Below are 12,032 nucleotides of genomic sequence, written 5' to 3'. Positions count from 1 at the left end.
AGTACGACGGGTTATTAGCTGTGCAGCGTTTCTGCCGCATACAGCGTATTTTCCAACAGGCATGCACGGGTCATCGGGCCGACACCGCCGGGTACCGGTGTGATCCAGCCAGCGCGGGGCAGGGCGGTTTCGTACACCACATCGCCTACCAGCTTGCCGTCTTCCTGGCGGTTGATGCCTACGTCGATGACGATGGCGCCTTCCTTGATCCACTCACCCTTGACCAGGCCCGGCTTGCCGGCGGCAACCACCACCAGATCGGCACGGCCGACATGGCCGGCGAGGTCCTTGGTGAAGCGGTGGGTGACGGTCACGGTGCAGCCAGCCAGCAGCAGTTCCATGGCCATCGGGCGACCGACGATGTTGGAAGCACCGACCACCACGGCATCGAGGCCGTACAGATCGACACCGGTGCTTTCCAGCAGCGTCATGATGCCTTTCGGCGTGCAGGGGCGCAGCAGCGGGATACGCTGGGCCAGACGGCCGACGTTATAAGGGTGGAAGCCGTCGACGTCCTTGTCCGGGCGAATGCGTTCCAGCAATTGGGAAGCGTCCAGATGCTCGGGCAGCGGCAGTTGAAGCAGGATGCCGTCGATGCTCGGGTTTTCATTGAGGCTGTCGATCAGGTCGGTAAGGGCCTGCTGGGTGGTGTCCTCCGGCAAGTCGTAGGCTTTGGAAATAAAGCCGACTTCTTCACAGTCTTTACGCTTGTGCGAGACATAAACCTGAGAGGCAGGATCGCTGCCGACCAGGATCACCGCGAGGCCAGGCGTGCGCAGGCCTTGCTGGCTACGCTCGGTGACGCGTTTGGCGATCTGCTGGCGCAGGCTGGCGGCGATTGATTTGCCGTCGATAAGTTGTGCAGTCATTACGCGTGATTAACCATCGAGAGGGGGAAGAAAAGTGCGCGTATTCTCGCACGCCAGGACGTGAGGGCAAAGGCGCTTGGTCTGCAAATTGGCCTAACCCCTTAAATAAAATGAATTTTTTTCAAAAAAGATTTGACGGGTTTCAAGGCCCTCTATACTATTCGTCGCACTTGTCGGGCACAGCCTAGCACTGCTTAAGAAGGTCGAGCAGAATTGCTGTTCTGTAAGGCTGGAAGCACTTAGTTTGTAATCCTCCAAGAGTACAGATTAATAAGGCGCCCGTAGCTCAGCTGGATAGAGCATCCGCCTTCTAAGCGGATGGTCGCAGGTTCGAGTCCTGCCGGGTGCGCCATTAGGCAGCTTTGGCACAAGTAGCGCTATATGGTGGGCGTAGCTCAGTTGGTAGAGCACGGGATTGTGACTCCCGTTGTCGAGGGTTCGATCCCCTTCGTCCACCCCATATTTAGAAAGGCGCCAGATTAATCATCTGGCGCCTTTGCTTTAAGAGCTTCAAGCGCGGATGTGGTGGAATTGGTAGACACACTGGATTTAGGTTCCAGCGCCGCGAGGCGTAAGAGTTCGAGTCTCTTCATCCGCACCAATTAAAGCGTTGCCGGGCCGTCAGGCACGGTAAGGCTCGACAAAGAAGATGTGTGAGTTCTTTGTTAATGCAATATGGTGGGCGTAGCTCAGTTGGTAGAGCACGGGATTGTGACTCCCGTTGTCGAGGGTTCGATCCCCTTCGTCCACCCCATATTCAGAAAAAGCGCCAGATCAGTGATCTGGCGCTTTTTTTTGCGTCAGAAATTTCCCGTTGGCCGTGCAAGTCAGCTTGACGCCAAGAAAAAGCAAGCATTCTCAATGCCTTGGCGTTAGAATCGTTGCCGGTTTTGAGCGTGTAGAACTGATCCAGGGCTATATCAGGGTCGGTACAGCTATTTAATAGCGATAACGGCGCAGTACCTGAAAAAGGGCTGTGCCGTTTTTGTTTAAGTGTTTTGAGTTTCAGGGCGGGGCGTTTCGTCGTATTTGTGTTTCTCGATGCCGCCGCCGTGCCCTCCGGTCTTGTTTGCAAGGTCGGTCGCCAGGGGAGTGCGTTTCGGCGCTTCTATATATAGAAGGGTTGATGCAGAGCCCTGGCGTGTTGAGCTGTATTTGCTAACGGAATGAGGTGCATGCGTGCACTTGAACCTATAAATGGCCTGCTGTTTTTCTACCCGTTTTCAGTAGGGTGACTTCTTGAGTTTGACCCACTAGAATGCATGCCCTTGATTCTGGGGTCGGAAACGGCCGGCTAACGTCTGTGCAACGAGGAATATCCATGCAAGTTTCTGTTGAAAATACTACTGCTATCGAGCGCCGCCTGAGCATCACCGTGCCGGCAGAGCGTATTGAGACTGCGGTCAACAAGCGTCTGCAGCAGACTGCCCAAAAGGCCAAAATCGCTGGTTTCCGTCCAGGCAAAGTGCCAATGAGCGAAATCAAGCGTCGTTTTGGCGCCGATGCGCGTCAGGAAGCTGTGGGTGACGTGATCCAGGCTTCTTTTTACGAAGCTGTTGTTGAGCACAAGCTGAACCCGGCTGGCTCGCCTTCGATCGAGCCTAAGTCCCTGGAAGCAGGTAAAGACCTGGAATACGTTGCCGTATTCGAAGTGTTCCCGGAGTTCACCGTTGCCGGTTTCGAAGACATCGCTGTTGAGCGCCTGAGCGCCGACGTGGCTGATGCCGACCTGGACAACATGCTGGAAATCCTGCGCAAGCAGAACACTCGTTTTGAAGTGGCCGATCGCGCTGCCCAGAACGAAGATCAACTGAACATCGATTTCGTTGGCAAGGTTGACGGCGAAGCATTCGCTGGCGGCTCCGCCAAGGGCACTCAGTTGGTGCTGGGTTCCAACCGCATGATCCCTGGTTTCGAAGACGGCCTGGTTGGCGCAAAAGCCGGCGAAGAGCGCGTTCTGAACCTGACCTTCCCAGCTGACTACCAGAACCTGGACCTGGCCGGCAAAGCCGCCGAGTTCACCGTGACGGTCAACAGCGTATCCGAGCCTAAGCTGCCAGAGCTGAACGAAGAGTTCTTCGCTCAGTTCGGTATCAAGGAAACCGGTATCGACGGCTTCCGCACCGAAGTTCGCAAGAACATGGAGCGCGAGCTGCGTCAGGCCATCAAGTCCAAGGTCAAGAACCAGGTAATGGACGGCCTGCTGGCTGCCAACCCGATCGAAGTGCCTAAGGCTCTGCTGTCCAACGAAGTGGATCGCCTGCGCGTTCAAGCGGTTCAGCAGTTTGGTGGCAACATCAAGCCTGACCAACTGCCGGCCGAGCTGTTCGAAGAGCAAGCCAAGCGCCGCGTTGTGCTGGGTCTGGTCGTCGCAGAAGTGGTCAAGCAATTCGACCTCAAGCCTGACGAAGATCGTGTTCGCGAAATGATCCAGGAAATGGCCTCGGCCTACCAGGAGCCTGAGCAGGTTGTAGCTTGGTACTACAAGAACGACCAGCAGCTGAACGAAGTACGTTCGGTTGTGCTGGAAGAACAAGTTGTGGATACTGTTCTGCAGAAGGCTAAGGTGACCGATAAAGCGGTCTCTTACGAAGAAGCAGTCAAACCGGCGGAAGCAGCACAAGCCGACTGATTGTCCAACTCGTTCGAAATACAACCATAAGCCAGCCTCGCGCTGGCTTATGCGTTTTCAAGACATGACTATTTGGGAGTAACTGCAGAGCATGTTCCGTAATTCCTATATTCAGCAGAACTCTGATATCCAGGCCGCTGGCGGCCTGGTCCCGATGGTTGTCGAGCAATCTGCTCGTGGCGAACGCGCCTATGACATCTACTCGCGCCTGCTCAAGGAACGAGTGATTTTTCTGGTCGGCCCTGTAGAGGACTACATGGCTAACCTGATCTGTGCGCAACTGCTGTTCCTTGAAGCGGAAAACCCGGACAAGGACATCCATCTTTACATTAACTCCCCGGGTGGCTCGGTGACGGCGGGTATGTCGATCTACGACACCATGCAGTTCATCAAGCCAAACGTGTCGACCACTTGCATCGGCCAGGCCTGCAGCATGGGCGCTTTCCTGCTGACCGCAGGTGCCGAGGGCAAGCGTTTCTGCCTGCCTAACTCGCGCGTGATGATTCACCAGCCACTGGGCGGCTTCCAGGGCCAGGCGTCGGATATCGAAATTCACGCCAAGGAAATCCTGTTTATTCGTGAGCGCCTCAATACATTGATGGCCAAGCACAGCGGGCACACCCTGGAAGAAATCGAGCGTGACACCAATCGCGACAACTTTATGAGCGCGGAAGCTGCGCGTGCGTATGGGTTGATCGACGCGGTGATCGAAAAGCGCCCCGCTTAATATAAGCAGCTCAAAATAGGGCTGGTCGGCGTGTCCGACTACCGGCGGGCTTGAAAAAGCCCGCATAAGCCTTCATCTTGTGTTGCAAGCCTATCGGATTTGGATCGAACGAATGACTGACACCCGCAACGGTGAGGACAACGGCAAGCTGCTCTATTGCTCCTTCTGCGGCAAAAGCCAGCATGAAGTACGCAAATTGATTGCCGGCCCCTCGGTGTTTATCTGCGACGAGTGCGTCGACCTGTGCAATGACATCATCCGCGAGGAGGTGCAGGAAGCCCAGGCCGAAAGCAGCGCGCATAAATTGCCTTCGCCTAAAGAAATCAGCGGCATCCTTGACCAATATGTGATTGGTCAAGAGCGTGCAAAGAAGGTTCTGGCCGTAGCGGTGTACAACCACTACAAGCGCTTGAATCAGCGTGACAAAAAAGGCGACGAGGTCGAACTCGGCAAGAGCAACATCTTGCTGATCGGTCCTACTGGCTCGGGTAAAACCTTGCTGGCGGAAACCCTCGCGCGCCTGCTGAACGTTCCGTTCACCATCGCCGACGCCACCACCCTCACCGAGGCTGGCTACGTGGGTGAAGATGTCGAGAACATCATTCAGAAATTGCTGCAGAAGTGCGACTACGACGTAGAGAAGGCCCAGATGGGTATTGTCTATATCGACGAAATCGACAAGATTTCGCGCAAGTCCGACAACCCGTCGATCACCCGTGACGTTTCCGGTGAAGGCGTGCAGCAAGCGCTGTTGAAACTGATTGAAGGCACGGTAGCTTCCGTACCGCCTCAAGGCGGCCGCAAGCACCCGCAGCAGGAATTCCTTCAGGTTGATACGCGTAACATCCTGTTCATTTGTGGCGGTGCTTTCTCCGGTCTGGAGAAGGTTATTCAGCAGCGTTCCACACGTGGCGGTATCGGTTTTGGTGCGGAAGTGCGCAGCAAGGAAGAAGGCAAGAAAGTGGGCGAGTCCCTGCGTGAAGTCGAGCCTGACGATCTGGTCAAGTTCGGTCTGATCCCGGAATTCGTTGGCCGCTTGCCTGTCCTGGCCACGCTGGACGAGCTGGATGAGGCTGCTTTGATTCAGATCCTCACCGAGCCGAAAAACGCCCTGACCAAGCAATATGCCAAGTTGTTCGAAATGGAAGGTGTAGACCTCGAGTTCCGTACCGATGCACTCAAATCAGTGGCCAAGCGGGCACTGGAGCGCAAGACCGGTGCACGTGGTTTGCGCTCGATCCTCGAAGGCGTGTTGCTCGACACCATGTACGAAATCCCCTCGCAGTCTGAGGTGAGTAAAGTGGTGATCGACGAAAGCGTTATCGAAGGCAAGTCCAAGCCACTGTATATCTACGAAAACAGTGAGCCGGCTGCCAAGGCTGCACCCGACGCGTAAGCGTTTAGCTGTCGCAGTACAAGCAAGGGGCCTTTCGGGGCCCCTTATTTATTTTCGGGCGATTTTGCAGCGTTGTTTTTTAATTCGCGTTTATTCATGCGTTTAACTGCCAGCATTGAGCTTGTTTTTTTTGCATGCAGCCCCCATCTTGGTTTCAAGCTAATTTTTCAACTGTCATAGAGGCGAAATCATGAAGACAACCATCGAATTGCCTCTCCTGCCGTTGCGTGATGTCGTCGTCTATCCGCACATGGTTATCCCGCTGTTCGTGGGGCGCGAGAAGTCTATCGAAGCCCTCGAGGCCGCGATGACGGGCGACAAGCAGATTTTGCTGTTGGCCCAAAAGAATCCTGCTGATGATGATCCAGGCGAAGACGCCCTGTATCGCGTCGGTACCATTGCCACCGTATTGCAATTGCTCAAGTTGCCTGATGGCACCGTCAAGGTGCTGGTGGAAGGTGAGCAGCGTGGTGCGGTCGAGCGCTTCATGGAGGTGGACGGCCACCTGCGCGCCGAAGTGGCGCTGATCGACGAAGTCGAAGCCCCTGAGCGCGAATCCGAAGTGTTTGTGCGCAGCCTGCTCTCGCAGTTCGAGCAGTATGTGCAGTTGGGCAAAAAAGTCCCGGCTGAAGTCCTGTCTTCCCTCAACAGCATTGATGAGCCAAGCCGCCTGGTCGATACCATGGCCGCGCACATGGCGCTCAAGATCGAACAGAAGCAGGACATCCTCGAAATCATCGACCTGTCGGCTCGTGTTGAGCACGTGCTGGCGCTGCTGGATGGCGAAATCGACCTGCTGCAGGTTGAAAAACGCATCCGCGGTCGCGTGAAGAAACAAATGGAGCGCAGCCAGCGCGAGTACTACCTGAATGAGCAGATGAAGGCCATTCAGAAAGAACTCGGCGACAGCGAGGAAGGCCACAACGAAATCGAAGAGCTGAAGAAGCGCATCGATGCCGCCGGCCTGCCGAAAGACGCCCTGACCAAAGCCACCGCTGAGTTGAACAAGCTCAAGCAAATGTCGCCGATGTCGGCCGAAGCCACTGTGGTTCGTTCCTATATCGACTGGCTGGTGCAAGTGCCGTGGAAGGCCCAGACCAAAGTGCGCCTGGACCTGGCGCGTGCCGAGGATATCCTCGACGCCGACCACTACGGCCTCGAAGAAGTCAAAGAGCGCATCCTCGAATACCTCGCCGTGCAAAAGCGCGTGAAGAAAATTCGTGGCCCGGTGTTGTGCCTGGTCGGTCCTCCGGGTGTGGGTAAAACCTCCTTGGCGGAGTCGATTGCCAGCGCCACCAACCGCAAGTTCGTGCGCATGGCCCTCGGTGGTGTGCGTGACGAGGCGGAAATTCGTGGTCATCGCCGTACTTACATCGGTTCGATGCCAGGAAGATTGATTCAAAAGATGACAAAAGTTGGCGTGCGCAACCCGCTGTTCCTGCTCGATGAAATCGACAAAATGGGCAGCGATATGCGTGGCGATCCGGCGTCGGCGTTGCTCGAAGTGCTCGACCCGGAGCAGAACCACAATTTCAACGACCATTACCTGGAAGTCGACTACGACCTGTCCGACGTAATGTTCCTGTGCACCTCCAACTCCATGAATATTCCGCCGGCGTTGCTGGACCGGATGGAAGTGATTCGTCTGCCGGGTTACACCGAAGACGAGAAGATCAATATCGCCGTCAAATACCTCGCGCCCAAGCAGATTTCGGCCAACGGCCTGAAAAAAGGCGAGATCGAATTTGCGGTCGAGGCGATCCGCGACATCGTTCGTTACTACACCCGCGAGGCCGGTGTACGGGGCCTTGAGCGTCAAATTGCGAAGATCTGCCGCAAGGCGGTCAAAGAGCATGCGCTGGAAAAACGCTTCTCTGTGAAGGTAGACGCCGACTCTCTGGAACACTTCCTGGGCGTGAAAAAATTCCGTTACGGCCTGGCTGAGCAGCAGGACCAGGTCGGCCAGGTGACAGGCTTGGCGTGGACCCAGGTGGGCGGCGAATTGCTGACCATCGAAGCTGCGGTAATCCCGGGCAAAGGCCAATTGATCAAGACCGGTTCGCTGGGTGATGTGATGGTCGAATCCATCACGGCTGCACAGACCGTGGTGCGCAGCCGCGCGAAGAGCCTGGGGATCCCCCTGGACTTCCACGAGAAGCACGACACTCACATCCACATGCCGGAAGGGGCGACCCCGAAGGACGGCCCTAGCGCCGGTGTAGGGATGTGTACGGCATTGGTGTCGGCATTGACCGGCATACCTGTACGCGCCGATGTTGCCATGACCGGCGAAATTACCCTGCGTGGTCAGGTATTGGCCATCGGTGGTCTGAAAGAGAAATTGCTCGCTGCACACCGGGGCGGTATCAAGACTGTGATCATTCCTGAAGAGAATGTTCGCGACTTGAAGGAAATTCCTGACAACATCAAGCAGGATCTTCAGATTAAACCGGTTAAATGGATTGACGAGGTCCTGCAAATTGCGCTGCAATACGCGCCGGAGCCCTTGCCAGATGTGGCTCCGGAGATTGTCGCGAAGGATGAAAAACGCGAGTCTGATTCCAAGGAAAGAATTAGTACGCATTAATGCCGTTAAGCCTGGGGGCTTCCTTGACAGCTTTTTAGAGCCCTTGTTATAAAGCGGCTCTTAAGTGTCTGTAGGCCATTCAGCACTGGTTTTTGCTTTCACCAAAAAACTTAGAACCATACTCAATAGATATATAAGGGGACTTAGAGTGAACAAGTCGGAACTGATTGATGCTATCGCCGCATCCGCTGATATCCCGAAAGCTGCTGCTGGCCGTGCGCTGGACGCAGTAATCGAATCCGTCACTGGCGCTCTGAAGGCCGGCGACTCCGTGGTACTGGTAGGCTTCGGTACTTTCTCTGTGACTGATCGCCCAGCTCGCACTGGCCGTAACCCACAGACTGGCAAAGCACTGCAAATCGCTGCCGCCAAGAAACCAGGTTTCAAAGCCGGTAAAGCCCTGAAAGAAGCTGTTAACTAAGTTTCGCTCAAGCCTTACCTACCCGGGTCAGACGCAGGTCTGGCCTGGCAGCGGAGCGGCAGCTGACCCAAGTATCCATCGGGTCGCCACGCCGGGGGTGTGGGTTCAAACCCCCGTCCGCTCCGCCAGTTACGAGAAGGCGCATCCTCGGATGCGCCTTTCTTCTATCCGGACTCTACCCACGCTCCACGGTTGCCTAATTTTTGAAGATCAACCGTTTCTGGGGGACGCATGCTGCAGAATATCAGGGACAATTCACAAGGCTGGATTGCCAAAACCATTATCGGGATCATCGTCGCATTGATGGCGTTCACCGGTATCGAGGCCATTTTCCAGGCTTCGACCAACAACAAGCAGGACGTGGCCAAGGTCAACGGTGAAGAGATCACCCAAACCGAACTGAGCCAGGCCGTCGACATGCAACGTCGCCAGCTGATGCAACAGCTGGGCAAGGATTTTGATGCGTCTCTGCTGGACGAAAAACTGCTGCGCGAAGCGGCCCTCAAAGGGCTGATTGATCGCAAGCTGTTGCTGCAAGGCGCGGCTGATTCCAAGTTCGGCTTCTCTGAAGCTGCTCTGGATCAGGTGATCCTGCAGACGCCGGAATTCCAGGTGGACGGCAAGTTCAGCGCTGAGCGTTTTGACCAGGTGATCCGTCAGCTGGGCTACAGCCGCATGCAATTCCGTCAGATGTTGAGCCAGGAAATGCTGATCGGCCAGGTTCGCGCAGGTATTGCCGGCAGCGGTTTCGTCACCGATGCTGAAGTGCTTGCATTCGCCCGTCTGGAAAAGCAGACCCGTGATTTCGCGACCGTGAACGTCAAGGCCGACCCTGCGGCGGTGAAACTCACCGACGACGAGGTCAAGGCTCACTACGACCAGCACGCCAAAGAATTCATGACCCCGGACCGGGTGGTCATCGACTATCTGGAATTGAAGAAGTCTTCCTTCTTCGACCAGGTCACCGTGAAGGATGAAGAGCTGCAGGCTGCCTATCAGAAAGAAATCGCCAACCTCGCTGAACAGCGTCGTGCCGCGCACATTCTGATTGAAGTCAACGACAAGACCACCGACGCTCAAGCCAAGGCGAAGATCGAAGAAATCCAGGCACGCCTGGCCAAGGGTGAGAAGTTCGAAGCCCTGGCCAAGGAGTTCTCCCAGGATCCAGGTTCGGCCAGCAATGGCGGCGACCTCGGTTTTGCCGGCCCTGGCGTCTACGATCCTGACTTCGAAACGGCCCTGTATGCCTTGAACAAGGACCAGGTGTCGGCACCCGTGCGCAGCACATTCGGTTGGCACTTGATCAAGCTGCTGGGCGTCGAAGCACCGCAAGTGCCATCGTTCGCCAGCCTGAAAGACAAGCTGACTCGCGAGCTCAAGACGCAACAGGTTGAACAGCGCTTCGTCGACGCTTCCAAGCAATTGGAAGATGCGGCATTCGAAGCGTCCGACCTGGCGCAGCCGGCGTCGGATCTGAAGCTGACCGTGCACACCTCCGCGCCGTTTGGCCGTGAAGGTGGTGAAGGTGTTGCGGCCAACCGTGCCGTGGTGACTGCTGCGTTCAGCCCGGAAGTGTTGGATGAGGGTGCCAACAGCGGCGCCATCGAGCTGGACCCGGAAACCATCATCGTGCTGCGTGCCAAAGAGCACTTGAAACCTGCACAACTGCCTCTGGAAAGCGTCTCTGCGGCGATCCGCACACAGATGACCAAAGAGCGCGCCAGTGCAGCGGCCAAAGCCCATGCCGACGAGTTGATCGCCAGCCTGCGTGATGGCAAGACCCCACTGAACCAGGCGATTGATGGTCAGGCATGGAAAGTCACTGAAGCGGCTACCCGTAGCCAGGAAGCGATTGACCCTGCTGTGTTGCAAGCCCTGTTCCGCATGCCCAAGCCTGCGAGCAAGGACAAGCCGACCTTCACCACGGTTACCCTGGCTGACGGTAGCCTGGTGATCGTACGCTTGAATGGTGTCAACGAAGCGGCGGCGCCTACGGACGAAGAAAAGGCGCAATACCGCCGCTTCCTCGCTTCCCGTATTGGCCAGCAAGACTTTGCTGCGTACCGCAAGCAGTTGGAAACCAAGGCTGACATCAAGAAGTTCTGATGGTGCTTTGACTCAAAAGCCCTCGGTCTGAAAGGACCGGGGGCTTTTTTATGGGCGCTGTCGTGTGCCGATCAAGGCCAGCGACATCAGTAGCACGACCGCCCATGCAAAGGCTGTGACGCCCCAGCTTTGCAAGAGCAACCCGCCCGCCAACCCGCCGCCCGCTATACCCAGGTTCCACACGGTGACCAGCATCGACTGCGCGGCATCCGCCGACGCTCCCGCCGCCTTGGCCAATGCCGTTTGCAGCAACGCCGGCAAACCGCCAAACGCCAGGCCCCATAAAGCCACCGCGCTATAGATAACCGCGGGCGAACTGATCCAGAACGCCAGCATCCCGGCGATCAAGCCAAACAGCCCACAGCTGACCACCAGCAGTGCGGCCAACCACCGATCGATCAGCACGCCGGCTAACCAAATACTCAGCAGCGCTGCCAGGCCGAATACCAGCAATACCCGGTCGATGTCGGCAGTCATCCCGGCAGGCACCAGCAGCGGGGCGATATAGGTGTAGAGAATGTTGTGCGCCAGCACGTAGGTAAAGGTCACCCACAGCACGGGGCGTATGCCTGGCAACGCCAGTACTTGGCGCAGAGCCAGGCGCTTTTCGGCCGGTTCGCCGGCGAAGTCCGGGAGCTGCCAGCGCGCCCATACCAGCAGCACTAGCGTCAGGCCCGACATGATCGCAAAGCTCAGGCGCCAGCCGATGGCCGTTCCCAGGAGTGTGCCCGCCGGTACACCGAGGGACAAGGCCAGCGGAGCTCCCAGCATGGCCACGGCAATCGCCCGACCTTGCAGGTGTGGCGCCACCATGCGGCTGGCATACCCTGCCAGCAGCGCCCACAGCAGCCCGGCAAATACGCCGGCACAGAAGCGCGCGGCGAGGGTCAATCCGTAGTGGCTGGAAAGCGCGGTGACGCTGTTGACCAAGGCAAAGCCGCCGATGGCCAGCAGTAACAGCGGGCGCCGACGCCAGCTGCGAGTCAGCAGTGTAAGCGGGATAGCGGCGAGCAGTGATCCTAGGGCGTACAGGGTGACCAACTGGCCGACCAGTGCAGGCGAAACACTCAACCCCTCGCTCATCTGCGGCAACAGCCCGGCCGGCATGGCTTCGGTGAGGATGGTAATGAAGCCGGCCGAGGCCAACGCCAGTAGGCCGCCGAGGGGGAGCGTGTCGCGTTGGGTGGCAGGTGCTGCATCGGTAAGTGAGGGGCTGTGGTTCATCGCGCTCTATCCATGCATTAAGGGCAAGGCATCAGGGTAGAGGGCTGTTAAGGGCGGAAAAACAGGCTAA

At 56.9% G+C, this 12,032-nt stretch carries 9 protein-coding genes and 4 tRNA genes; 10 read left to right on the top strand and 3 right to left on the bottom strand.

The genetic code is table 11. The annotated features are described in order from the left end of the window. Positions 1–14: 14 nt before the first annotated feature. Entirely contained in the window at positions 15–869 is an 855-nt protein-coding gene (gene folD, locus A7D21_RS11625) for a bifunctional methylenetetrahydrofolate dehydrogenase/methenyltetrahydrofolate cyclohydrolase FolD (protein ID WP_053256953.1), read from the bottom strand. Positions 870–1,144: 275 nt separating this feature from the next. Here folD and A7D21_RS11620 point away from each other — a divergent pair. The 4 genes from A7D21_RS11620 to A7D21_RS11605 all read left to right on the top strand — a co-directional run bounded on the left by A7D21_RS11620 (position 1,145) and on the right by A7D21_RS11605 (position 1,623). Continuing rightward, positions 1,145–1,221 (top strand) — tRNA-Arg (locus A7D21_RS11620). 32 nt (positions 1,222–1,253) lie between these two features. After that, positions 1,254–1,329: transfer RNA gene (locus A7D21_RS11615), tRNA-His, on the top strand. Between the two features lie 56 nt (positions 1,330–1,385). Beyond that, positions 1,386–1,470, top strand: a tRNA-Leu gene (locus tag A7D21_RS11610). Between the two features lie 77 nt (positions 1,471–1,547). Next, positions 1,548–1,623: transfer RNA gene (locus tag A7D21_RS11605), tRNA-His, on the top strand. Between the two features lie 3 nt (positions 1,624–1,626). Here A7D21_RS11605 and A7D21_RS35255 read toward each other — a convergent pair. Then, positions 1,627–1,944, bottom strand: coding sequence for a hypothetical protein (locus A7D21_RS35255; RefSeq protein ID WP_139372134.1), 318 nt, complete (start codon positions 1,942–1,944; stop codon positions 1,627–1,629). Positions 1,945–2,190: 246 nt separating this feature from the next. Here A7D21_RS35255 and tig point away from each other — a divergent pair, with 246 nt between their 5' ends. The 6 genes from tig (at position 2,191) to A7D21_RS11575 (ending at position 10,738) form a co-directional block, all read left to right on the top strand. After that, complete coding sequence (gene tig / locus A7D21_RS11600; RefSeq protein ID WP_017136463.1) at positions 2,191–3,501, top strand: trigger factor; 1,311 nt, start codon at positions 2,191–2,193, stop codon at positions 3,499–3,501. A 91-nt stretch (positions 3,502–3,592) separates the two neighbouring features. Next, positions 3,593–4,228, top strand: coding sequence for an ATP-dependent Clp endopeptidase proteolytic subunit ClpP (gene clpP / locus A7D21_RS11595; RefSeq protein WP_003238276.1), 636 nt, complete (start codon positions 3,593–3,595; stop codon positions 4,226–4,228). A gap of 112 nt (positions 4,229–4,340) precedes the next feature. Next, positions 4,341–5,624 (top strand): ATP-dependent Clp protease ATP-binding subunit ClpX, encoded by a 1,284-nt coding sequence (gene clpX / locus A7D21_RS11590; protein WP_017136464.1) that lies wholly within the window; start codon positions 4,341–4,343, stop codon positions 5,622–5,624. Positions 5,625–5,814: 190 nt separating this feature from the next. Further along, positions 5,815–8,211: an endopeptidase La gene (gene lon / locus A7D21_RS11585; protein WP_053256952.1), complete on the top strand. Its 2,397-nt coding sequence runs from the start codon at positions 5,815–5,817 to the stop codon at positions 8,209–8,211. Positions 8,212–8,359: 148 nt separating this feature from the next. After that, positions 8,360–8,632, top strand: a complete 273-nt coding sequence (locus A7D21_RS11580) for an HU family DNA-binding protein (RefSeq protein WP_003174819.1) — start codon at positions 8,360–8,362, stop codon at positions 8,630–8,632. Positions 8,633–8,863: 231 nt separating this feature from the next. Continuing rightward, a complete protein-coding gene (locus A7D21_RS11575; RefSeq protein ID WP_069551750.1) occupies positions 8,864–10,738 on the top strand; it encodes a SurA N-terminal domain-containing protein in 1,875 nt (624 codons plus the stop codon). A 48-nt stretch (positions 10,739–10,786) separates the two neighbouring features. On the opposite strand, the gene A7D21_RS11570 is transcribed toward A7D21_RS11575, so the two are convergent. After that, positions 10,787–11,962: an MFS transporter gene (locus A7D21_RS11570; protein WP_053256950.1), complete on the bottom strand. Its 1,176-nt coding sequence runs from the start codon at positions 11,960–11,962 to the stop codon at positions 10,787–10,789. Positions 11,963–12,032: the final 70 nt, after the last annotated feature.

It is taken from the genome of Pseudomonas sp. AP19 (genome assembly GCF_001728855.1).
In the GTDB taxonomy this organism is placed as follows: domain Bacteria; phylum Pseudomonadota; class Gammaproteobacteria; order Pseudomonadales; family Pseudomonadaceae; genus Aquipseudomonas; species Aquipseudomonas fluorescens.
The sequence above is the reverse complement of the archived record's forward strand: the minus strand, read 5'-3'. Positions and strand labels throughout refer to the sequence as shown.